18 protein-coding genes are annotated in these 22144 nt (G+C 73.2%); 13 read left to right on the forward strand and 5 right to left on the reverse strand.

The genetic code is table 11. The features are described 5' to 3' along the window. Positions 1-136 precede the first annotated feature (136 nt). The 6 genes from ftsZ (at position 137) to ACIOHG_RS06490 (ending at position 5399) form a co-directional block, all read left to right on the forward strand. The gene (gene ftsZ, locus ACIOHG_RS06465; protein WP_400946045.1) at positions 137-1339 is read left to right on the forward strand and encodes a cell division protein FtsZ; all 1203 of its coding nucleotides are present in this window, start codon (positions 137-139) and stop codon (positions 1337-1339) included. Next, positions 1336-2070: a peptidoglycan editing factor PgeF gene (gene pgeF / locus ACIOHG_RS06470; RefSeq protein ID WP_400946048.1), complete on the forward strand. Its 735-nt coding sequence runs from the start codon at positions 1336-1338 to the stop codon at positions 2068-2070. The genes ftsZ and pgeF overlap by 4 nt, the downstream gene beginning before the upstream one ends. Then, positions 2067-2855 (forward strand): YggS family pyridoxal phosphate-dependent enzyme, encoded by a 789-nt coding sequence (locus ACIOHG_RS06475; RefSeq protein WP_400946050.1) that lies wholly within the window; start codon positions 2067-2069, stop codon positions 2853-2855. Before pgeF ends, ACIOHG_RS06475 begins: the two co-directional genes overlap by 4 nt. A gap of 205 nt (positions 2856-3060) precedes the next feature. Further along, positions 3061-3678: a cell division protein SepF gene (locus ACIOHG_RS06480; protein WP_400946053.1), complete on the forward strand. Its 618-nt coding sequence runs from the start codon at positions 3061-3063 to the stop codon at positions 3676-3678. Between the two features lie 76 nt (positions 3679-3754). Further along, on the forward strand, positions 3755-4042 hold the full coding sequence (locus tag ACIOHG_RS06485; protein ID WP_400946056.1) for a YggT family protein: 288 nt from the start codon (positions 3755-3757) through the stop codon (positions 4040-4042). A gap of 46 nt (positions 4043-4088) precedes the next feature. Then, positions 4089-5399 (forward strand): DivIVA domain-containing protein, encoded by a 1311-nt coding sequence (locus ACIOHG_RS06490; RefSeq protein ID WP_400946059.1) that lies wholly within the window; start codon positions 4089-4091, stop codon positions 5397-5399. A gap of 341 nt (positions 5400-5740) precedes the next feature. Here the strand turns inward: ACIOHG_RS06490 and ileS are convergent, their stop codons facing one another. Beyond that, positions 5741-8872, reverse strand: a complete 3132-nt coding sequence (ileS, locus tag ACIOHG_RS06495) for an isoleucine--tRNA ligase (RefSeq protein ID WP_400946062.1) — start codon at positions 8870-8872, stop codon at positions 5741-5743. 587 nt (positions 8873-9459) lie between these two features. On the opposite strand from ileS, the gene ACIOHG_RS06500 reads away from it, so the two are divergent. Further along, a complete protein-coding gene (locus ACIOHG_RS06500; protein WP_400946065.1) occupies positions 9460-9966 on the forward strand; it encodes a TraR/DksA family transcriptional regulator in 507 nt (168 codons plus the stop codon). A 145-nt stretch (positions 9967-10111) separates the two neighbouring features. Then, entirely contained in the window at positions 10112-10804 is a 693-nt protein-coding gene (gene lspA, locus ACIOHG_RS06505) for a signal peptidase II (protein WP_400946688.1), read from the forward strand. An 80-nt stretch (positions 10805-10884) separates the two neighbouring features. Here the strand turns inward: lspA and ACIOHG_RS06510 are convergent, their stop codons facing one another. After that, on the reverse strand, positions 10885-12411 hold the full coding sequence (locus ACIOHG_RS06510; protein ID WP_400946068.1) for an FMN-binding glutamate synthase family protein: 1527 nt from the start codon (positions 12409-12411) through the stop codon (positions 10885-10887). Positions 12412-12543: 132 nt separating this feature from the next. On the opposite strand from ACIOHG_RS06510, the gene ACIOHG_RS06515 reads away from it, so the two are divergent. Continuing rightward, positions 12544-13482 carry an RluA family pseudouridine synthase gene (locus ACIOHG_RS06515; protein WP_400946071.1) on the forward strand — a complete coding sequence of 313 codons (939 nt, stop codon included), beginning with the start codon at positions 12544-12546 and terminating at the stop codon, positions 13480-13482. Position 13483: 1 nt separating this feature from the next. Beyond that, the gene (locus ACIOHG_RS06520) at positions 13484-13948 is read left to right on the forward strand and encodes a GNAT family N-acetyltransferase (protein WP_400946073.1); all 465 of its coding nucleotides are present in this window, start codon (positions 13484-13486) and stop codon (positions 13946-13948) included. A gap of 46 nt (positions 13949-13994) precedes the next feature. Here the strand turns inward: ACIOHG_RS06520 and ACIOHG_RS06525 are convergent, their stop codons facing one another. Then, a complete protein-coding gene (locus ACIOHG_RS06525) occupies positions 13995-15005 on the reverse strand; it encodes a mechanosensitive ion channel family protein (protein WP_400946076.1) in 1011 nt (336 codons plus the stop codon). 149 nt (positions 15006-15154) lie between these two features. Here ACIOHG_RS06525 and ACIOHG_RS06530 point away from each other — a divergent pair, with 149 nt between their 5' ends. Together ACIOHG_RS06530 and ACIOHG_RS06535 are read left to right on the forward strand one after the other, a co-directional pair. Continuing rightward, positions 15155-17890 (forward strand): alpha/beta fold hydrolase, encoded by a 2736-nt coding sequence (locus ACIOHG_RS06530; RefSeq protein WP_400946079.1) that lies wholly within the window; start codon positions 15155-15157, stop codon positions 17888-17890. After that, a complete protein-coding gene (locus ACIOHG_RS06535; protein ID WP_400946082.1) occupies positions 17887-18753 on the forward strand; it encodes an ABC transporter permease in 867 nt (288 codons plus the stop codon). The genes ACIOHG_RS06530 and ACIOHG_RS06535 overlap by 4 nt, the downstream gene beginning before the upstream one ends. A 24-nt stretch (positions 18754-18777) precedes the next feature. On the opposite strand, the gene ACIOHG_RS06540 is transcribed toward ACIOHG_RS06535, so the two are convergent. Beyond that, on the reverse strand, positions 18778-19335 hold the full coding sequence (locus ACIOHG_RS06540; protein ID WP_400946085.1) for a hypothetical protein: 558 nt from the start codon (positions 19333-19335) through the stop codon (positions 18778-18780). A gap of 340 nt (positions 19336-19675) precedes the next feature. On the opposite strand from ACIOHG_RS06540, the gene ACIOHG_RS06545 reads away from it, so the two are divergent. Continuing rightward, complete coding sequence (locus ACIOHG_RS06545; protein ID WP_400946088.1) at positions 19676-20137, forward strand: hypothetical protein; 462 nt, start codon at positions 19676-19678, stop codon at positions 20135-20137. 7 nt (positions 20138-20144) lie between these two features. Here the strand turns inward: ACIOHG_RS06545 and ACIOHG_RS06550 are convergent, their stop codons facing one another. Continuing rightward, complete coding sequence (locus ACIOHG_RS06550; RefSeq protein WP_400946090.1) at positions 20145-22022, reverse strand: protein kinase; 1878 nt, start codon at positions 22020-22022, stop codon at positions 20145-20147. Between the last annotated feature and the right edge of the window lie 122 nt (positions 22023-22144).

The following is a 22144-nucleotide window of genomic DNA, read 5'->3' on the forward strand; positions in this document are numbered from 1 at the left end:
GACACCGGCACAGCCATAACCCTCAACCTCAAGTTTAGGGTTCGGGTTGGAACCACGTGCTTCCCACCCATCGACATCCGTCGGCCTTCACAATCCAGGGGAGCCGACCCGGAAATTCGAGGCGAGAGGCCCCGACGTGGCAGCACCCCAGAATTACCTCGCGGTCATCAAGGTCGTCGGCATCGGCGGCGGCGGAGTCAACGCCATCAACCGGATGATCGAGGTCGGGCTCAAGGGCGTCGAGTTCATCGCGATCAACACCGACGCCCAGGCGCTGCTGATGAGCGACGCCGACGTGAAGCTCGACGTCGGCCGCGAACTGACCCGCGGCCTCGGCGCCGGTGCCAACCCCGAGGTCGGCCGCAAGGCCGCCGAGGACCACCGCGAGGAGATCGAGGAGGTCCTCAAGGGGGCCGACATGGTCTTCGTGACGGCCGGCGAGGGCGGCGGCACCGGCACCGGCGGCGCGCCCGTGGTGGCCAACATCGCCCGCTCGCTCGGCGCGCTCACCATCGGCGTGGTCACCCGCCCGTTCACCTTCGAGGGCCGCCGCCGCGCGAACCAGGCCGAGGACGGCATCGCCAGCCTGCGCGAGCAGGTCGACACCCTGATCGTCATCCCGAACGACCGGCTGCTGTCGATCTCCGACCGCCAGGTCTCGGTGCTGGACGCCTTCCGCTCCGCCGACCAGGTGCTGCTCTCCGGTGTGCAGGGCATCACCGACCTGATCACCACCCCCGGCCTGATCAACCTGGACTTCGCCGACGTCAAGTCGGTCATGTCGGACGCCGGTTCGGCCCTGATGGGCATCGGCTCGGCCCGCGGCGAGGACCGCGCGAAGGCCGCCGCCGTGATGGCGATCTCCTCCCCGCTGCTGGAGGCGTCCATCGACGGCGCCCGCGGCGTGCTGCTCTCCATCTCCGGCGGCTCCGACCTCGGCCTGTTCGAGATCAACGAGGCGGCCCAGCTGGTCAGCGAGGCGGCCCACCCCGAGGCGAACATCATCTTCGGCGCGGTCATCGACGACGCACTCGGCGACGAGGTCCGGGTCACCGTGATCGCGGCCGGCTTCGACGGCGGCCAGCCGCCGGCCATCGTCCGCGAGCCGGTGGTGAAGTCGACCTCCTCGGCCGCCGCCCCGGAGCGCCCGACCACCCGCCCGACCTACGGCAGCATCGGCTCGGTCACCCGCGCCGAGGAGCCGGCCCGCTCCCCGGAGCCCGCGGCCGCCCCGGTGACGGCCACCGCCCCGCCGGTGCCGCCGCAGGTGCAGCCGGTCCGGCAGCCCTACGTCGAGAGCCCCGCGGAGGAGCTCGACGTGCCGGACTTCCTGAAGTGATCGACAGGTTCTTCCGCGACGGTGCTCACTTCGCCTCCACCACCCGGTGGGGCGGGGTGAGCACCTCGCCGTACGGGGAGCTCAACCTCGGCGGTGCGGTGGGTGATTCGCCCGAATCCGTCAAGCAGAACCGTTTCTTCGCGGCCCGGGAGCTGGGCCTCGACCCGGCCGACGTGGTCTGGATGAACCAGGTGCACGGCGCCGAGGTCGCGGTGGTGACGGAGCGCCAGCCGGACGGCACCGCCCCGACGGTGGACGCGGTGGTCACCGACCGCCCGCTCGCCCTCGCGGTGCTCACCGCCGACTGCACCCCGGTGCTGCTGGCCGACCCCGCTGCCGGAGTGGTCGGCGCGGCGCACGCCGGCCGCCCGGGCCTGGCCGCCGGGGTGGTCCCCGCCGCGGTCGAGGCGATGCGCGCGCTGGGCGCCCGCCCCGAGCGGATGATCGCCGTCACCGGCCCCGCGATCTGCGGCCGCTGCTACGAGGTGCCGGCCGAACTGCGCGCCGAGGTCGCCGCCGCCGTCCCGGCCGCGCACGCCGAGACCTCCTGGGGCACCCCCGCGCTGGACCTCCCCGCCGGGGTCGCGGCCCAGCTCGCCGAGGCCGGCGTCCGGCGGGTCGAACTCTCGTCCGTCTGCACGCTCGAATCCCCGGACCACTACTCCTACCGCCGGGAGCAGCGGACCGGCCGACTCGCCGGCTACGTCTGGCTGGGGCCCTCACACTCATGACGAACGACATCTACGGTCCGTTCCCGGGCGCCCCCGCCTTCGCGGCCGGGCTGACGGGGGCTCAGCGGGCCCGCTTCGAACAGTTGGGCGCCAACCTGGAGGTGGTGGAGCGCCGGATCGCCGACGCCTGCGCCGCCGCCGGCCGCCCGCGCGCGGACGTCACGCTGGTCGTGGTCACCAAGACCTACCCGGCCGAGGACACCGCGCTGCTCGCCGGACTCGGCGTCACCGACGTCGCGGAGAACCGCGACCAGGACGCCGCACCCAAGGCCGAGCAGTGCGTGAACCTGCCGCTGACCTGGCACTTCGTCGGCCAGTTGCAGACCAACAAGGCCCGCTCGGTGGTCCGTTACGCGGACCTGGTGCACTCGGTGGACCGCGCGCGCCTGGTCGACTCGCTGGCCGCCGCCGTCCGCGCCGCCGAACGCCCGCCGCTGGGCTGCCTGGTGCAGGTCGCCCTCGACAAGGAGGCCGGGGAGGGCGAGCACCGCGCGGGCGTCGCCCCGTCCGAAGTGCTCGCGCTGGCCGACCGGATCGCCGACACGCCCGGGCTGCGCCTGGACGGTGTGATGACCGTCGCACCGCTGGCCGGACCCCTGGCCGGCGACCCGGCCCGGGCCTTCGAACGGCTCGCGGAAATCGCAAGCGCCGTACGTGCGGCCCATCCGGCTGCCACGATGGTTTCGGCAGGGATGAGTGGGGACTTGGAGCAGGCCATCGGCACCGGAGCGACACATGTACGCGTCGGTACGGCGGTGCTCGGAGTGCGGTCACCGCTCGGGTAACGTCACCGAGTAAGTAGATCAGACTGCAGGACAAAATAGGACAGAACCTAGCAGATGATCAGTCTGCTGGTAAACCGTGGATCGCACCGAGCGCACACCTCCGCGGCCTGACGGACCGCCGGCCCGACGAACCGCGCGAGACCGTCCGGGGCGGCGGCACCCGCAGGGCGGACGCGGTGGGCGCATGAGCGGAGGAGACAGCAGCATGGCCGGCGCGATGCGCAAGATGGCGGTCTATCTCGGCCTGGTCGAGGACGAGACCTACGACAGCCAGGGGTACGACCCCGACGACGACTACGACACCGACCCGGAGCCGATCCGCACCGGTCGGACCGAGGACCTCCGGGCCGAGCGGCCCGCCTCCGCTCCCGCCGAGCGACCCGCCCCCGTGGCCCAGATCGCCCCCCAGCCGGTGCCGGCCGCGGTGCCGATCCGGCAGGAGCAGCCGCGGATGGCACCCGTGTCGTCCATCACATCCGAGCGCCACCGCAACCTGGAGAAGAGCACCCCGGTGATCATGCCCAAGGTCGTCAACGAACGAGAGCCCTACCGCATCACCACGCTGCACCCGAGGACCTACAACGAGGCCCGTACCATCGGGGAACAGTTCCGCGGCGGGACCCCCGTGATCATGAATTTGACCGAGATGGACGACACGGACGCGAAGCGGCTCGTAGACTTCGCGGCTGGACTGGTCTTCGGTCTGCACGGCAGTATCGAGCGCGTGACGCAGAAGGTGTTCCTGCTGTCGCCTGCTAACGTCGATGTCACGGCGGAGGACAAGGCTCGGATCGCCGAGGGTGGGTTCTTCAACCAGAGCTGACCCGGCCACGACGACAGGTGTGGATCGAGCGACAGTGCGTCACTGACGGAACGTCGGCCAGGGAGAGGGAGACGCGATGATCTTCGGTTCGGTGCTCTACTGGGTGCTGACCGTGTTCCTGCTGATCCTGCTCTTCAGGTTGGTCATGGACTGGGTTTTCCAGTTCGCCCGCTCATGGCGTCCCGGGAAGGTCATGGTCGTGGTGCTGGAGGCCACGTACACTGTCACGGATCCGCCGCTCAAGCTTCTTCGGCGCTTCATCCCGCCGTTGCGTCTCGGGGGCGTGGCGCTCGACCTGTCCTTCTTCGTACTGATGATCATTGTGTATGTCCTGATCTCGCTCGTGCAGCGCCTGTCGTTCTGAACGATGCGACAGGATGCCGGTCCGACGATCACGTTGAGGTGAAGAGATGCCATTGACCCCCGAGGACGTTCGGAACAAGCAGTTCACGACCGTCCGCCTGCGCGAAGGCTATGACGAGGACGAGGTCGATGCCTTCCTCGACGAGGTCGAAGCCGAGCTGACCCGCCTGCTGCGCGAGAACGAGGACCTGCGCGCCAAGCTGGCCGCCGCCACCCGTGCTGCCGCCCAGAACCAGGCGAACATGCGCAAGGAGCAGCAGGCCCCGCAGGACGGCGGCCGCCCCGGCGCCCCGGTGCCCGCCGCCATATCCGGCCCGCCGGTGCCCGGCCAGCAGGGCCCCGGTCCGCAGCAGCTCGGCGGCCCGCAGCAGGGCATGGGCAACCAGCAGGGCATGGGTAACCAGCAGGGCATGGGCAACCAGCCGCTGGGCCTGCCGTCCGGTGCCCCGCAGCTCCCGGCCGGCCCGCAGCAGGGCATGGGCGGCCCGATGGGCAACCCGATGCAGCAGCAGATGGGCCAGACCATGGGCGGCCAGCAGCAACTGGTCCAGCCGATGGGCGGCCAGATGCTGCAGCCGATGGGCAACCCGATGCAGCAGCAGATGGGCCAGTCGATGGGCGGCCAGCAGCTCCAGCCCATGGGCGGGCAGCTGCAGCCGATGGGCAACCCGATGCAGCAGCAGATGCAGCAGCAGAACCCCGGCGGCGACAGTGCGGCCCGGGTCCTGGCGCTCGCCCAGCAGACCGCGGACCAGGCCATCTCCGAGGCCCGCTCCGAGGCCAACAAGATCGTCGGCGAGGCCCGCAGCCGCGCCGAGGGCCTGGAGCGGGACGCCCGCTCGAAGGCCGACGCCCTGGAGCGGGACGCCCAGGAGAAGCACCGCGTCGCGATGGGCTCGCTGGAGTCCGCCCGCGCCACGCTGGAGCGCAAGGTCGAGGACCTGCGCGCCTTCGAGCGCGAGTACCGCACGCGCCTGAAGTCCTACCTGGAGACCCAGCTGCGCCAGCTGGAGTCGCAGGCGGACGACTCGCTCGCCCCGCCGCGGATCCCCGCCACCGCCTCGCTGCCGCCGGCCGCGTCGTCGATGGCGCCCGCCGGTGCCAGCGCGATGTCCTCGGCGGCGCCGTCCTTCGGGTCGAACCCGTCCTTCGGCGGCAACCAGTCCTTCGGCGGCGCGTCCTTCGGCGGTTCGTCCGGCGCCCCGTCCTTCGGCGGGTCGAACGGTTCCAACGGCGCGATGGCCCCGGCGGGCATGACCCAGCCGATGGCGGCCGTCCGACCGCAGCCCCCGCAGCCGATGCAGCAGGCGCCCGCTCCGATGCGCGGGTTCCTGATCGACGAGGACGGCGACAACTAGGCGGTTCCGCAACACGAAGATCCGCCCGAGGAGGGGAGTTCCCTTCGTCGGGCGGATCTTTTTGCGTTCGGGGGTGGCTGCCCGCCGCGCCCTTGGCGGAGCGGGGAAGTGCTGCGCTTCGGCAGGACGGGGTGGCTGCCCGTCGCGCCCCTGGCGGGGTGGGAAAGCGCTGCGCTTCGGCGGGGAGGGGTGGGGAAGTGCTGCGCCCTTGGCGGGGCGGGGAAGCGCTGCGCTTCGGCTGGTCAGGAGGTCGAAGCGCAGCGCTTTCGCGTCTGATTGGTCGAAGCGCTGCGCTTGCACCCCCGTTGGGTCGAAGCGCAGCGCTTCTGTCTTTCGCTCGGTCAGGCCTTGCGGAGGGTGAACTCCAGGGCGAGGGGCTCGTCGGTGAAGCGGGGGGCGTCGGGGTCGGTGATGGTGAGGGTCAGGCTGTCGGCCAGCACCTCGGCGGCGACCAGGGACTGATGTTCCGTCAGGGCCGCGAGGGTGTCCCCGTCGGTGCTGGCGAACTGCAGGTGGATGTGGTCGGTGACCTCCAGGCCGGAGTTCTTCCGGGCATCCTGGATCAGCCGGACCGCGTCGCGGGCGACGCCGAGGCGCTTGAGCTCCGGGGTGATCTCCAGGTCGAGGGCGACGGTGGCGCCGGACTCGCCGGCCACGGACCAGCCCTCGCGCGGGGTCTCGGTGATGATCACCTCCTCGGGGGAGAGGGTGACCGTCTCGCCGGCCAGTTCGACCGAGGTGGCGCCGGTGGCGCGCAGCTCGGCGGAGAGCCGGGCGGCGTCGGTGGCGGCGACGGCCTTGGCGACGTCCTGGACGCCCTTGCCGAAGCGCTTGCCGAGGGCCCGGAAGTTGGCCTTGGCGGAGGTGTCGACCAGCGAACCGCCCGCTTCGGAGAGGGACTGCAGCTCCAGCACGTTGAGTTCGTCGGCGATCTGGGCGCGCAGGTCGGCGGGGACCTCCTCCCAGCCCTGGGCGGCGATCAGCGCGCGGGACAGCGGCTGGCGGACCTTGACGCCGGACTCCGCGCGGGCGGCGCGGCCGAGCTCGACCAGGCGGCGGACCAGCGCCATGTGGCGGGACAGTTCGGGGTCGACCAGCGTCCCGTCGGCGACCGGCCAGCTGCTCAGGTGGACGGAGACCGGGGCGTCCGGGGTGACCGGGACGACCAGGTCCTGCCAGACCCGCTCGGTGATGAACGGGGTGAGCGGGGCCATCAGCCGGGTGACGGTCTCCAGCGCCTCGTGCAGGGTGGCGAGCGCCGCGGCGTCGCCCTGCCAGAAGCGGCGGCGGCCGCGCCGGACGTACCAGTTGGACAGGTCGTCGACGAAGCCGGACAGCAGCTTGCCGGCCCGCTGGGTGTCGTACGCCTCGTAGGCGGCGTCGACCTCGCGGACCAGGGTGTTCAGCTCGGACAGCACCCAGCGGTCCAGCACCGGGCGGTCGGCCGGGGCCGGGTCGGCCGCGGCGGGGGACCAGCCGGCGGCGCGGGCGTACAGGGCCTGGAAGGCGACGGTGTTCCAGTAGGTGAGGAGGGTCTTGCGGACCACTTCCTGGATCGTGCCGTGGCCGACCCGGCGGGCCGACCAGGGGGAGCCGCCGGCGGCCATGAACCAGCGCACCGCGTCGGCGCCGTGCTGGTCCATCAGCGGGATGGGCTGCAGGATGTTGCCGAGGTGCTTGGACATCTTGCGGCCGTCCTCGGCCAGGATGTGGCCCAGGCAGACGACGTTCTGGTACGCGTTCTCGTCGAACACCAGGGTGCCGACGGCCATCAGCGTGTAGAACCAGCCGCGGGTCTGGTCGATCGCCTCGGAGATGAACTGCGCCGGGTAGCGCTGCTCGAACAGCTCCTTGTTGCGGTACGGGTAGCCGTACTGGGCGAACGGCATCGAGCCCGAGTCGTACCAGGCGTCGATCACCTCGGGCACCCGGACCGCGGTGGTGGAGCACTGCGGGCAGGGGAAGGTGACGGCGTCGATGTACGGGCGGTGCGGGTCCAGGCCGGACTGGTCGGTGCCGGTCAGCTCGGAGAGCTGGGCGAGCGAGCCGACGCAGGTCAGGTGGTCGTCCTCGCAGCGCCAGATCGGCAGCGGGGTGCCCCAGTAGCGGTTGCGGGACAGCGCCCAGTCGATGTTGTTGTTCAGCCAGTCGCCGAAGCGGCCGTGCTTGACCGTCTCGGGGTACCAGTTGGTGGCCTCGTTCTCGCGGATCATCGCGTCCTTGACGGCGGTGGTCCGGATGTACCAGGACGGCTGCGCGTAGTACAGCAGCGCGGTGTGGCAGCGCCAGCAGTGCGGGTAGCTGTGCTCGTACGGGAGGTGGCGGAACAGCAGGCCGCGGGCCTGCAGGTCGGCGACCAGGGTCTCGTCGGCCTTCTTGAAGAACACCCCGCCGACCAGCGGCACGTCGGCGGCGAAGGTGCCGTCGGTCTCGACCGGGTTGACCACGGGCAGGCCGTAGCGGCGGCAGGTGGCGAGGTCGTCGGCGCCGAAGGCGGGCGACTGGTGGACGATGCCGGTGCCGTCCTCGGTGGTGACGTAGTCGGCCGTCAGGACGTAGTGCGCGTCCGGGATCTCGACCAGCTCGAAAGGCCGCTGGTAGGCCCAGCGCTCCATCTCGGCGCCGGTGAAGGACTCGCCGGTGGCCTCCCAGCCCTCGCCGAGGGCCTTGCCGAGCAGCGGCTCGGCGACCACCAGGCGCTCGTCGCCGTCGGTGGCGACCACGTAGGTCACCTCCGGGTGGACGGCGGCGGCGGTGTTGGAGACCAGCGTCCACGGGGTGGTGGTCCACACCAGCAGGGCGGCGGTGCCGGCCAGCGGGCCGGAGGTGAGCGGGAAGCGGACGAACACCGAGGGGTCGACCACGGTCTCGTAGCCCTGGGCCAGCTCGTGGTCGGACAGGCCGGTGCCGCAGCGCGGGCACCACGGGGCGACCCGGTGGTCCTGGACCAGCAGGCCCTTGTCGAAGATCTGTTGGAGCGACCACCAGACCGACTCGATGTAGGACGGGTCCATGGTGCGGTAGGCCTCGTCGAGGTCGACCCAGTAGCCCATCCGCTCGGTCAGCTCGGTGAAGGCGTCGGTGTGCCGGGTCACCGACTCGCGGCACTTGGCGTTGAACTCGGCGATGCCGTACTTCTCGATGTCGGGCTTGCCGGAGAAGCCCAGCTCCTTCTCCACCGCGAGCTCCACCGGCAGGCCGTGGCAGTCCCAGCCGGCCTTGCGGGCCACGTGGTAGCCCTTCATGGTGCGGTAGCGCGGGAAGACGTCCTTGAAGACCCGGGCCTCGATGTGGTGGGCGCCCGGCATGCCGTTGGCGGTGGGCGGGCCCTCGTAGAACACCCACTCGGGGCGGCCCTCGGACTGCTCCAGGCTGCGCCGGAAGATCTTCTGGTCCCGCCAGAAGGACAGGATCCGGTGCTCCAGCGCGGGCAGCTCGACCTGTGCGGGGACGGCGTTGTAGGTGGGGGACATCGCGGGCTCTCAACCTCCGGCGGACGCGTGGACTGGCTCCGACGGAGGGACGAGGCGGCGAGCCGCCCCGCGGTACCACCCTCCTTGACCGCGCGCGCTGCGGCCCTCTCTTTGGGTTTGCGGCCGGGTCTAGTGGGCCCCTGGACTGCGGGCCGTTCTTCCGGCGGCTCCGGGGTGATCTTCCCGCCGCGCACACCCCCGGGCTCACACCGCCCCCGGGTCGCTCCTGGCTGCGTACGTCGGTACTCGTCCCATCTGCGCCTTGCAGGGCCCAGTGTATCGGCCTCCGCAAGCCGATTCGCGCACCCGCGGGCGGGACCCCGGGTGGTTAGCCGGGGGCGATCTGGGCACAACTTGTGCAGCACCGGCCCGGCGGCGGCTGCGCGGGTGGGATCGGCGCGGCGCTTCGGTATGTCCCATTGTGAGCGGATTCGATGAGGTTTATCGTTCCGGGACCGGCAAGATCGTCGGGAACCGACGCATCTGATCATTCGTGAATGAGGTCGAAAGCCATGGCGGAGAAGGCGACAGGAAACGTGACCACGAGGTCGCGCGAGGCCATGGCGGGCGACCCAGGGGAGGGGACCGTGAGCACCAGCACCGCACGGCGGAAGACCGGCACCACCGGACGCGAGGCGGCCACCGGCCGCAGCCACGTACCCGCGGGCTCCGGCGCCCGCGGCGCCGAGGCGGCCGACCCGGCCGACCTGCCGGTCCGCCCCGGGGAGGACCCGTGGACGGCCGAGGAGGTCACCGAGCTGCACGCCGAGCTGGCGGCCGACCTGCTCCGGCTGCGCGCCGAGATCGAGGCCTCCGAGGCCGCCGTGGCCGGCCTGATGCGCGACTCCAACGACGGCGCGGGCGACGACCAGGTCGACGCCGGCACCAAGAACATCAACCGGGAGAGCGAGCTCGCCCTCGCCAGCAACGCCCGCGACAGCCTGGCCCAGACCGAGCACGCCCTGGCCCGGCTGGAGGGCACCGGCTTCGGCCTGTGCGAGTCCTGCGGCCAGCCCGTCGGCAAGGCCCGCCTGCAGGCCTTCCCGCGCGCCACCCTCTGCGTCAGCTGCAAGGCCAAGCAGGAGCGCCGCTGACGCTCCGCGCCCGCCCCGCCCGCCGCGGTGGGCGGGCCGCTCCGGCGGCCGGGAGGCAATCCCGGCCGCGGCGGCCGTCGGGGCGGGCGGTGTCGTACTCTCGTCCCCGTAATGTCGACCGGTTTTCCCCACGGCAGCGGAGCGGATCATCAGCACGCCAGGTTCCCACCAGACCCAGGACGACGCCGTCCCCACCGCCCGGCCCAGCGCGGCGGGTGAGCCCGTGAGCGCGCCCGAGGAACAGCCGTCCGCCGGTGCCGGGGCGACCGCCGCCGAGGGCACCCGCGCCGTGGTGCGCCGCCGCCGGATCAGCCTGCTGCTGGCCGTCGCCCTGGTCGCCTACCTGGTCGACCTCGGCTCGAAGCTGCTGGTGGTCGCCAGGCTGGAGGGCCGGACCGAGCCGATCAAGGTGATCGGCGACTGGATGACCTTCCAGGTGATCCGCAACCCCGGCGCCGCGTTCAGCATGGGCCAGGCGATGACGGTGCTGTTCACCGCCATCGCGGCCGGCGTGATCGTGGTGATCTGGCGGATCGCCCGCCGCCTCTACAGCCTGCCCTGGGCGATCGCCCTCGGCCTGCTGCTCGGCGGCGCGCTCGGCAACCTCACCGACCGGCTGTTCCGCGCCCCCTCGGTGTTCCGCGGGCACGTGGTCGACTTCATCTCGGTCCAGCACTTCGCGGTCTTCAACCTCGCCGACTCGGCGATCGTCTGCGGCGGCATCCTGGTGGTGCTGCTCTCCTTCCGCGGCTCCAACCCGGACGGCAGCACGCACGGCGCCCCCGCGAAGGGCGAGGCGGAGCCCTCGGCGGAGAAGCCGGAGTCGGACGGCTCCTGACCCCGTACGCACCGGGGCCCGCCCCGCGCACCGGACGTCCACCGGGTGCGGGGCGGGCCCTTCTGCGCGTGGCGTCGGGCTCAGGCGGTCGGGCCGGCCGTGGACAGCGCGGTGATCTCCGCGGCCAGCTGCGGGCCGAGCCGGCCCCAGCCCTCCTTGTAGCCGTAGACCCCCGCCAGGGTGCGGGACTCGTAGTCGCCGTTCATCACCTCGATGTCCTCGGGGGTGATCAGCGACGGGTGGGCCACGCCCAGCGCCGAGGACACCTTCGTCAACTCCCGCCGCAGGGTGCGCAGGTAGACGGCGGCCCGGGTGGCCTTCGAGGCCGGGTCCAGGCCGCGGGCCAGCCACGGGTTCTGGGTGGCGATGCCGGTCGGGCACTTGTCGGTGTGGCACTTCTGCGCCTGGATGCAGCCGATCGACAGCATCGCCTCGCGCGCCACGTTGACCATGTCGACGCCCAGCGCGAAGGCCACCGCCGCGTTCTCCGGCAGGCCGAGCTTGCCGGAGCCGATGAAGGTCAGCTCGTCCGTCAGCCCCTGCTCGGCGAACGCCCCGTAGACCCGGGAGAAGCCCATCCGGAACGGCAGCGACACCGAGTCGGCGAACATCCGCGGCGCCGCGCCGGTGCCGCCCTCGCCGCCGTCCACCGTCACGAAGTCCACGCCGCGGTCGCGGCGGGCCATCAGGGCGGCCAGCTCCTGCCAGAACGCCATCTCGCCGACCGCGCTCTTGACGCCCACCGGCAGGCCGGTCTCGGCGGCCAGCAGCTCGACGAAGTCCAGCATCGAGTCCACGTCGCCGAACGCGCTGTGCCGGGACGGCGAGGCGCAGTCCACGCCCACCGGGATGCCGCGGATCGCGGCGATCTCCGGCGTCACCTTCGCGCCCGGCAGCATGCCGCCCAGGCCCGGCTTGGCGCCCTGCGACAGCTTGATCTCGATCGCCCGGACCGGGGCGCCCGCCACCACCTCCTTGAGCTTGTCGAGGTTGAAACTGCCGTCCTCGTTGCGGCACCCGAAGTACGAGGTGCCGATCTGCAGCACCAGTTCGCCGCCGCGCCGGTGGTACGGGGACAGGCCGCCCTCGCCGGTGTTGTGCAGCGCGCCGGCCAGCGCCGCGCCCTCGTTGAGCGCGCCGATCGCCGCGCCGGAGAGCGAGCCGAAGCTCATCGCGGAGACGTTCACCACGCTGGCCGGGCGGAACGCCCGGGCCCGGCCGCGCGGGCCGCCCAGCAGCTTCGCCGAGGGCAGCGGGGCCTGTGGGTCGTGCGGGTCGGGGAGGGCGCCCGCGAAGGTGCGCTGCTTCAGGTAGGCGTGGCCCTGGACGTGCGCGACGTCGACCTCGGTGCCGAAGCCGAAGTAGTTGTTCTGCTCCTTCGCGGAGGCGTAGATCCAGGTGCGCTGGTCGCGGCTGAACGGCCGCTCCTCCTCGTTGGAGGTCACGATGTACTGCCGCAGCTCCGGGCCGATCCGCTCCAGCAGGTAGCGGGCGTGGCCGACCACCGGGAAGTTGCGCAGCAGCGCGTGCTTCTTCTGGACCAGGTCGCGGGCAGCGAGCGCGGCGACCGCGGCGGCGGCCGCCGCACCGATCGTGCGGGCCTTCATGGACGTTCCCCCCATCGGGTCCGGCCCCGTCCTCGTCGACGGCGCCGTCGTGTGGTGCGAACCGATGCTAGGAGGCCCCGGTGAACGGCCTGCGGCCAGGGGGCGGGGTGCGGGTCGGGCATACTCGGGTGGGTGAGTATCGCAGCGCAGACCCGTAGCCTCCCCGTACCCGACGGCCTGGAGGGCGAGCGGCTGGACGCCGCCCTGGCCCGGATGTTCGGGTTCTCCCGCACCAAGGCCGCCGAGCTCGCCGCCGAGGGCAAGGTGACCCTGGACGGCGCGGTCGCCGGGAAGTCGGACCGGGTCACCGCCGGGTCCTGGCTGGAGGTCGAGATCCCGGCCCCCGCGGCGCCGGTGCAGATCGTCGCCGAGGCCGTCGAGGGCATGCGGATCATCCACGACGACGACCACGTCGTGGTGATCGACAAGCCGGTCGGCGTGGCCGCGCACCCCAGCCCCGGCTGGACCGGCCCCACCGTGATCGGCGGCCTGGCCGCCGCCGGGTACCGGATCTCCACCTCCGGCGCCGCCGAGCGCCAGGGCGTGGTGCACCGCCTCGACGTCGGCACCTCCGGGATCATGGTGGTCGCCAAGTCCGAGCGCGCCTACACCGACCTGAAGCGGCAGTTCCACGACCGGGTCACGGAGAAGAAGTACAACGCCCTGGTCCAGGGCCACCCCGACCCGATGTCCGGCACCGTGGACGCGCCGATCGGCCGGCACCCGTCCTCCGACTGGAAGTGGGCCGTGACCCGGGACGGCAAGCCCTCCGTCACGCACTACGACCTGATCGAGGCGTACCGGGCGGCCTCGCTGCTCGACATCAAGCTGGAGACCGGCCGCACCCACCAGATCCGGGTGCACATGTCGGCGCTGCGCCACCCCTGCGTCGGCGACCTCACCTACGGCGCCGACCCGACGCTGGCCAAGCGGCTCGGCCTGACCCGGCAGTGGCTGCACGCCGTCTCGCTGGGCTTCGAGCACCCCGAGGACGGGCGCTGGGTCGAGTTCACCTCCGAGTACCCCGAGGACCTGCAGCACGCGCTGGACGTCATCGCGGCGGAGAGCTGAGATGGCCGACGTCTCGATCCGGGCGGTCGACGGGGACGCGGACCTGGCGCTGGCGCGCGGCGTCCGGCACGAGGTGTTCGTGGTCGAGCAGGACGTGCCGCCGGAGCTGGAGTACGACGAGCTCGACGCGACCTCGCTGCACCTGCTGGCGGTCGGCCCCGACGGGGCGGCGCTCGGCACCGCCCGGCTGATCTCCGGCGCCGAGGCGCTGGCGGCCACCGGCGGCGTCGAGGGGCGGGTGCTGCTCGGGCGGCTCGCCGTGGTGAAGGCCGCCCGGGGCACCGGGCTGGGCGTCCGGCTGGTGCGCGCCGTCGAGGAGTCGGGGCGCGAGCGGGGCGCCCGCGAGGTGGAGCTGCACGCCCAGGTGCAGGCGCTCGGGTTCTACGAGCGGCTCGGGTACACGGCCGAGGGCCCCGAGTACCTGGACGCCGGAATTCCGCACCGGACGATGACGCGGGTGCTGTAGCCCCCCGGTCCGGCCGGGGGTGCCGGGGTCGGTGCCCCGCGCGCCCTCAGTCGGTCTTCACCCGGGGCAGCGCCTCCGGGTGACGGTCCCTCAGGTGGGCCACCAGGTGCTCGCGGACGGCGAACTTCAGCGCGGCCGCGTCGTCCGGGTCGGCGGCCGTCATGGTGGCCCGGACCACGATGGTCGACGGGGTGGTGTCGGTGACGTTCAGTGACCAGTCCCGGCCGTCCCACAGCTCGGTGGAGTCGAGGAAGTGCTTCAGCTCGGTGCGCAGCTCCGGCACCGGGGTGCGGTGGTCGAGCTGGAGCAGCACCCAGGCCAGCAGGTCCGGGGCCCGCCGGGTCCAGTTCTCGAAGGGCTTGGAGACGAAGTACGAGACCGGGACCACCAGGCGGCGGTCGTCCCACAGCCGCAGCACCAGGTAGGACAGGGTGAGCTCCTCGACGATGCCCTGCTGGCCCTCCAGCACGACGGTGTCGCCGATCCGGACGGTGTCGCCGAAGGCGATCTGCAGGCCGGCGAAGAGGTTGCCGAGGGTGGACTGGGCGGCGATGCCCGCCACGATGCCGACGATGCCCGCCGAGGCGAGCAGGCTCGCGCCGACGGTGCGCATCGCGTCGAAGGTCAGCAGCATCGCGCCGCCCGTCACCACCCAGATCAGGGCGGAGCCGACCCGGCGGGCCATGTTCAGCTGGGTGCCGACCCGGCGGACCCGGGAGGCGTCCTCGGTGATCGTCTCGTAGCGGCTGAAGACCGCCTCCAGGGCGGCGGCCAGCACCCGGACGGAGAGCCAGCCGAGCGAGGCGAACAGCACCAGGAGCACGACGTGGTGGGTGGCGCTGTCGTTCGTGTGGAAGATCCGGCGGACCGGGCGGGCGGCGAGCAACAGGGCCGACAGCACGACGAGTTGGAGCGGAATCCGGCAGCGGCGCAGCAGCGCCCAGACCGGGGCGTCCGGGTGGGCGGCGGCGACCCGCTGGAGCACCTGGTCGACCACCCAGCCGACCAGCAGGGTGACCAGGATCGCGGCGAGCAGGCTGAGGAGTGGCCAGAACACGGGGCACCTCGGGGGCGGGGGATTCGTACTTTAGCGTGCGGTATGCGGCGGTTCGGGGATTTCGCGCCCACGAGCGGCCGGGGGGCGGGAGCAGGCCGTGCCGGGGCGTTGACGGGAGTCCTACTTGCCGCCCGGCTAGGATCTTCGGCATGGGCTTCGGTGGGGCGTGGCGCGGGTGGTTGACGCGGCGTAGGGCGGTGCTGGCCGGTGGGGTGGCGGCGGTGCTGCTGGTCGGTGGCGGGGCGTTCGCGGTGGCGGGGGAGCCCGCGCCGGTGCACCGGGAGGATCGGTTCCTGGAGCTGCCGGAGGCCGCGGGGAGCGCGCAGACCGTCCGGATCGACACCTCGTTCTTCACGTCCGGCGGGGCCGGGCGGCGGCCGGCGGTGCTGCTGGCGCACGGGTTCGGCGGCTCGAAGGAGGAGCTGCGGGCGCGGGCCGAGGAGTTGGCGCGGTCCGGGTACGCGGTGCTGACCTGGTCGGCGCGCGGCTTCGGGAAGTCGGGCGGGCGGATCGGGCTGGACCGGCCGGAGGCCGAGGTCGCGGACGTCTCGCGGCTGGTGGACTGGCTGGCGCAGCGCCCCGAGGTGCAGTTGGACGGGCCCGGCGACCCCCGGGTGGGTGTGACGGGCGCGTCGTACGGCGGGGCGGTCTCGCTGCTGGCGGCCGGGTCCGACCCGCGGATCGACGCGATCGCGCCGCAGATCACCTGGTGGAACCTGGCGGACGCGCTGTTCCCGCAGGCGGCGCAGGGGAGTTCGGCCGCCGACGGGGTGTTCAAGAAGCTCTGGGCCGGGATCTTCTTCACCACCGGCTCGGCCGGTTTCGGCGCCCCCGGGGCGCCGCCGGAGCGGGCGCCGGGCCCGGTGGGCTGCGGCCGGTTCCGGGACGAGCTGTGCGCGATGTACAACCGGGTCGCGGCCGCCGGGCGGCCGGACGCGGAGGCGGTGCGGCTGCTGGAGGCGTCCAGCCCGTCCTCGGTGGCCGACCGGATCAAGGTGCCGACGCTGGTGGTGCAGGGCCAGCAGGACTCGCTGTTCCCGCTCGACCAGGGCGACCGGATCGCCAGGGCGGTCGCCGCGAACGGCGCGCCGGTGGCGGTCGACTGGTTCGGCGCGGGCCACGACGGCGGGCAGGAGACCAGCACCCGGGCCGACGCCCGGGTGACCGCCTGGTTCGACCACTACCTGAAGGGCGCGGGCAACGACACCGGCCCGGCGTTCCGGGTGACCAGGACCGGCGGCGTCGACTCGACCGGCTTCCAGGCGGTGCTGCGCGGCGCCGACGCCGACGCGTACCCCGGGCTGGGCGGCACCGCGCGGCGCGCGGTGGAGCTGACGGGCCGTGAGCAGCAGCTGGCGAACCCGCCCGGCGGCTCGCCGCCGAACATCTCGACGCTGCCCGGGATCGGGGCGCTGGCCCAGCTGTCCTCGGTCGGCGCGGGCCTGTCGATCGACTTCCCCGGCCAGTTCGCCTCCTTCGAGTCCCGGCCGCTGGACGGCCCGCTGCACCTGACGGGCGCGCCCGCGGTCGCGGTGCGGGTGAAGGCGGACACCCCCGAGGCGGTGCTGTTCGCCAAGCTGTACGACGTCGCCCCCGACGGCAAGCAGACGCTGCCGCAGCAGCTGGTCGCCCCGCTCCGGGTGACCGGCGCGGACGCGGCCGACGGCCGCACCGTGCAGGTGGCGCTGCCCGCCGTCGACCACGAGTTCGCGGCCGGGCACCGGCTGCGCCTGGTGCTGGCCAGCACCGACCTGGCGTACGCCTCGCCGCAGCAGGCCGCCACGTACACCGTCGCGGTGGCCGGGGAGTTGGGCGTCCCGACGGTCGAGCAGCTGCACACCGAGGCCGCGCCGCTGCCCCGGCGGACCTGGGTGCTGCCGCTGGTGGCGCTGGCGCTCGGCGCGCTGCTGGTGTTCGCCCGGCGGCGGCGGGACACCGCGCCAGCGCCCGATCCGGCGCTGGCCGGGGTGCCGCTGCAGATCAGCGGCCTGACGAAGAAGTACAAGGGCTCGACCGACCGGTACGCGGTGCGCGACCTGTCGTTCCGGGTGGAGGCCGGGCAGGTGCTCGGCCTGCTCGGGCCGAACGGCGCGGGCAAGACCACCACGCTGCGGATGCTGATGGGCCTGATCCGCCCCGACGCGGGCGAGATCCGGGTGTTCGGACAGGCGATCCGCCCCGGCGCGCCGGTGCTGTCCCGGGTCGGCGCGTTCGTCGAGGGCGCGGGCTTCCTGCCGCACCTGAGCGGCCGGGCCAACCTGGAGTCGTACTGGGCGGCCACCGGCCGGCCGGTCGAGGACGCGCACTTCGCGGAAGCCCTGGAGATCGCCGGCCTCGGCGAGGCGCTGGAACGCGCCGTCCGCACGTATTCGCAGGGCATGCGGCAGCGGCTGGCCATCGCGCAGGCCATGCTCGGCCTGCCCGACCTGCTGATCCTCGACGAGCCGACCAACGGCCTGGACCCGCCGCAGATCCGCGAGATGCGGGAGGTGATGGTCCGTTACGCCGCCGCCGGGCGCACCGTCATCGTCTCCAGCCACCTGCTCGCCGAGGTCGAGCAGTCCTGCACCCACCTGGTGGTGATGGAGCGCGGCCGCCTGGTGGTGGCCGGGCCCACCGCGGAGATCACCGGCGCGGGCGAGCAGCTGCTGGTGACCGTCGACGACGGCTACGAGGGCGCCGCCGCGGTGGCCGAGAAGCTGGCCGCGCTGGACGGCGTGGCCGAGGCGGCGGCCGTGGACGGCGGGCTGCTGGTCCGCCTGGACGGCCTGCCCGCGAGCCGGCTGACCGCCGAACTGGTGCGCCTGGGCGTGCCGGTGGCCGGGGTCGGACCGCAGCGACGGCTGGAGGACGCCTTCCTGTCCCTGATCCGAGGAGCGGCATGAGTACTGTGACGCCTGTCGACCCGGGCACCGCCGCGCCCGGCTACCGGCCCGGCCGGACGCTGCCGCTGCGGGTCGAGGCGATGCGCCAACTGCGCCGCCGCCGCACCCTGGTGATCGGCGCGGTGCTCGCGCTGCTGCCGTTCGTGGTGCTGGCCGCCTTCCAGATCGGCGGCACGCCCGGCCGGGAGAACCGCACCACCTTCATCGAGCTGGCCACCGCGTCCGGGGTCAACTTCGCCACCACCCTGCTGTTCATGGGCACCGGCTTCCTGCTGGTCATCCCGGTCGCGCTGTTCTGCGGCGACAGCGTCGCCTCCGAGGCGAGCTGGTCCTCGCTGCGCTACCTGCTGGCCGCGCCGGTGCCCCGGGCCCGGTTGCTGGCGCGGAAGTTCACCGTGGCGCTGGCGTTCTCGGCCGCCGCCGTGGTGCTGCTGCCCGCGGTCGGGCTGCTGGTCGGCACCGCCGCGTACGGGTGGGGCGACCTGAAGCTGCCGACCGGGGCGACGCTGTCGGCGGGCGAGGCGCTGCCCCGGCTGGCGATCGCGGTGCTGTACGTCTTCCTCGCCGAGATCGTGGTCGGCGCGCTGGCGTTCTGGCTCTCCACGGCGACGGACGCCCCGCTCGGCGCGGTCGGCGGGGCGGTCTTCGTGTCGATCGTCACCGGGGTGCTGGACGCGGTGACCGCCCTCGGTTCGCTGCGTGAGTGGCTGCCCGCGCACTGGCAGTACGCCTGGGCGGACGCGCTGCAGCCGCAGTTGGAGTGGGGCGGCATGGTGCAGGGCGTGGTGCTGTCGCTGTCGTACTCGGTGGTGCTGCTGGCGCTGTCGTTCCGCGGGTTCGCGGCGAAGGACGTGGTGTCCTGACGGCGCCCGCTCCTTGACGGGTGCTCAGCGGGCGCCGTCGCGGATCAGCAGCAGGTCGAGGCCGAGGCGCTGGGCCTCGGCGGCCCAGCGCGGCAGGTGCTCGGTGAGGAACCAGGCGGCCTCGTCGAGGTCGTCCTCGTCCAGGCCGTCGAGTTCCTGCTCGGCGATCGACGCCGGGTCCAGGCGCGCGAGTTCGGCGAGCAGGGCGGCGGTGCCGGTGCGGTCGGCGAGGGTCGGGAACGGCCAGGAGTCGGCCGCCGCGGTCGGGAAGGCCCAGCGGCGGGACCAGAACGCGGTGAGCGTCGGCAGGCCGAACTTCAGGAAAAGTTCGGTGAGTTCGTCCCAGTGCCGACCCGGGACGATCACCTCGCCGAGCGGCGTCCCGAGTGCGCCCGCCAGGGCGGGCAGCAGCGCGGTGTAACAGGAGTCCGCTCCCGTCCGCAGCCGCCCGGAGAGCAGCTCGTCGAGCGCGGGGGAGCCCGGTACTTTCGGGAGCGCCGCGCCCGAGCCGGGCAGTCGGAGCAGCAGGGCGGCGTCCACCGCGAAGGCGGCGAAGTACTGGTCGGCCATGGCCCGCAGCATGGCCGGGAACTGTGACAACTCCGTTGCCCGGGAGGGGAGTCGGCCAGGTTCTGCTACCCCGGTGGCGGGAATCCTGAAGGCAGGTGCACAGCGTGCGAACGGGGGAATTCGCGTGGGCTTTCTGATCTTCCTGGCCGTGTGCGGCGGGATCGTCTGGCTGATCACCCGGGGAACGGGGTCGTCGGCCTCCTCGCGGCGGCGCTCGCGCTACGGCCGGGGCGGCGGTGGCGGGAGCGACGGCGGTGGTGGGGGCGGCTGCGGAGGCGGCGGTGGTTGCGGAGGAGGGGGAGGCGGCTGTGGCGGTGGTTGCGGCGGCGGTGGCTGACGGCGGGCCGGGCCGGTGAACCGGTGGCGGTACGAACGGCGGCTCGCCCGGGTACGGGCCGCCGTGGCGGCGCTGGAGCTGCCCGAGGCGGTCTTCCGGACCTGCCCGTACCGGCCGCGCACCCTGGTGGAGACCGGGCTGCGGCAGTGGCTGGGCTGCTGCGGGGCCGCGATGCTCGACCGGCAGGTGATCGGCATGCCCTCGCACGCGGTGGACGAGGCCTGGCACGGGCTGATCCTCTGCACCGCCCGCTACCGGGCGTTCTGCCGGGAGGCGTACGGCGGTTTCCTGCACCACCACCCGCAGGGCGGGGAGCCCCCGGGCCCGCGCGGCCGGGCCGGAACGATGGCCGAACAGCTCCACCGGACGGCGGTGGCCTGGGAGTTCTTCGCCCGGCCGGGCGAGGAGTGCGTGCTCTGGGACCTGGACCTGCGGGTCGGCGTCGCGGAGCCGTGGAGCACCGGGCCGCCGCACTGAGCAGTCGTCAGGAGAAGCGGAACAGCTGGGACTTGGCGCCGGGGGTGCAGCTGTCGACGGTGAGCTGCCCACTGCCGTGGTCGGTGAGGCAGCTCTGCGGGCCGTAGCCGAACTTCAGCTGGAAGGTGCCGGAGCCGGCGTCCGTGAGGGACCAGGTGGTCATGTCGCCGTAGGAACTGGAGCCGGCCAGTTCGGCCAGGCTGGGGCTGCCGGCGTAGTTGGCGCCGAGGCTGATGCCGCTGCCGGCCTTGCAGGCGGTGAAGGTGGTCTGGTTGAAGTTGTCGGTGGCCTTGATCCAGCCATAGGCGGTGTAGCCGCCGGTGACGACGGCGATTCCGGCGCTCACGGCGTCCTCCTTGAGCCCGACGGCCTGGCCGCTGCCGACGTTGACCAGGCGGCCCCAGCCGGAGCCGCCGCAGCCGTTGGCGGGGGTGGGGGGCTTGGGCTGGGTCGGGGTGGTGCCGCTGCCCGAGCCGGCCGAGCCGCCACCGCCGCTCGCGCTGCCGCCGTTGGCCGAACCGCCGTTGCCGGTACCGGGGTTGCTGCCGGTGCCCGGGTTCGAGCCGGTGCCGGGATTGCTGCCGTTGCCGGTTCCGGTGCCCGGGTTGCTGCCGGTGCCGGTGCCGGTGCCGCTGCCGTTGCCCGTGCCCGGGGCGGTGCCCGCGCCGGTGCCGTTGTTCGCGGCCGGGTCGCCGTTCGGCGGGGCTGGGGTCTCGGTGCCGGGCGGGGTGGTGCCGGGCGTGGTGGCGGTGGCGGCCGGGCCGGTGGTGGCGGGGGTGCTCGGGGCGGTGCCGCCGGGGGCGGCGGTCGCGCCGGGGCCCTGGGCGGTGGACCCGGTCGCGGGCTTGTGCTGCCAGGGCAGCAGGTCGAGTTGGTGGGCCGTCACACCGCCGCCGGTGACCAGGATCAGCGGGAGGACCATGGTGACCAGTCGGCGGCGGGTGTTCGGTCCGGGTACCCGGCCGGTGGTCGGGACGGTCGCGGCCTCGGAGGCGGGCACCGCCGGGGCGGCGGGGGTCACCGGCTCGGGAAGTGAGACGATCGCGCCCAGCCCGGCGGGGGAGGACATCGCGGCCCGGGTGGCGGCGGCCATCGCGGCGGCGTCCGGGTAGCGGTCCTCGGGCAGCTTGGCCAGCGCCCGGGCGACCACGGCGCGGACCGGTGCGGGGACGGCCGCCGGCAGCTCGGGGACCGGCTCGCGGACGTGCTTGAGCACCACTTCGAGCGGTGTGCCGCCGGTGAACGGCGGCTGGCCGGCCAGGAGTTCGTACAGCACCACGCCGACCGAGTAGAGGTCGGAGACGGCGGAGGCGTCCCGCCCCTCGGCCCGTTCGGGGGCCATGTAGAGGGCGGTGCCGATCACCGCGTGGGCGGTGGTGATCCGGGTGTCGGCGAGGGTCCGGGCGATGCCGAAGTCGGTGACGGTGATCCGGCCGTCCTGATCGATCATCAGGTTGGACGGCTTGATGTCGCGGTGCACGATGCCCTGCTGGTGAGCGGCGTGCAGGGCGTCCAGGACCTGGGCGGCGATGTCCAGCGCGCGGTCCGGCGGCAGGCCCTTGCGGTCGCGGGCCTTGTCGAGCGGGCGGCCGGTGAGCAGCTCCATCACGATGTAGGCGGTCTTCGCGCCCGGCTCGGAGTCGTCCTCGCCGTAGTCGTGGATGTGCACCACGCCGCGGTGGTTCAGCGCGGCGAGCACGGTGGCCTCGCGGCGGAAGCGGGCGGCGAAGAGCTCGTCCTCCATCAGTGCGGGCAGCACGATCTTCACCGCGACCTGGCGGCCCAGCACCTGGTCGTCGGCCCGCCAGACCTCGCCCATCGCGCCGCTGCCCAGCCGCTCGGTGAGCGTGTAGCGGCCCCCGAGCACCGTCCCCCGACCCCACATGTCCCGCGTCCCCCGAGCGTGTTGTACGACCTGTCAGCAGCGATTCTGACCGTTCGAACGTCGGAGGGGAAGTTCGGCCCCGCACTCCGTCCGGCCCGGCCGCAGCGACCCTAGCACCTGTT

It is taken from the genome of Kitasatospora sp. NPDC088134 (genome assembly GCF_044741705.1).
Classification (GTDB): domain Bacteria; phylum Actinomycetota; class Actinomycetes; order Streptomycetales; family Streptomycetaceae; genus Kitasatospora.